The 239-nt window shown below is 64.9% G+C and carries 1 pseudogene; it reads right to left on the bottom strand.

Annotated features, from left to right (window positions below):
* Positions 1 to 239: pseudogene (locus BST12_RS30075) on the bottom strand (hypothetical protein); the annotation flags it as partial.

The raw sequence follows: 239 nt of genomic DNA, 5'->3' as shown, positions 1-239 counted from the left end.
GCCGATGTTGCCGAGGCCGACGTTGCCGTTGCCGACGTTAGCCAACCCGATGTTGACGATGGTGATGGGGTTTTGCCCCACGTTGGAGGCCAACAAGCCCGACAGCTGATGGCCGACGTTGCCGAGGCCCGACACCAACGCCGGCGTCCCGAGCGGCAGCGTGCTGGTGTTGTAGATCCCCGACAGCCCCGAACCGAGGTTGAGCACGCCGGAGTGCAGTGTGCCGACGTTGGCAATAC

This window comes from Mycobacterium angelicum, from assembly GCF_002086155.1.
GTDB lineage: Bacteria > Actinomycetota > Actinomycetes > Mycobacteriales > Mycobacteriaceae > Mycobacterium > Mycobacterium angelicum.
This window is presented reverse-complemented; position numbering and strand designations above follow the sequence as displayed.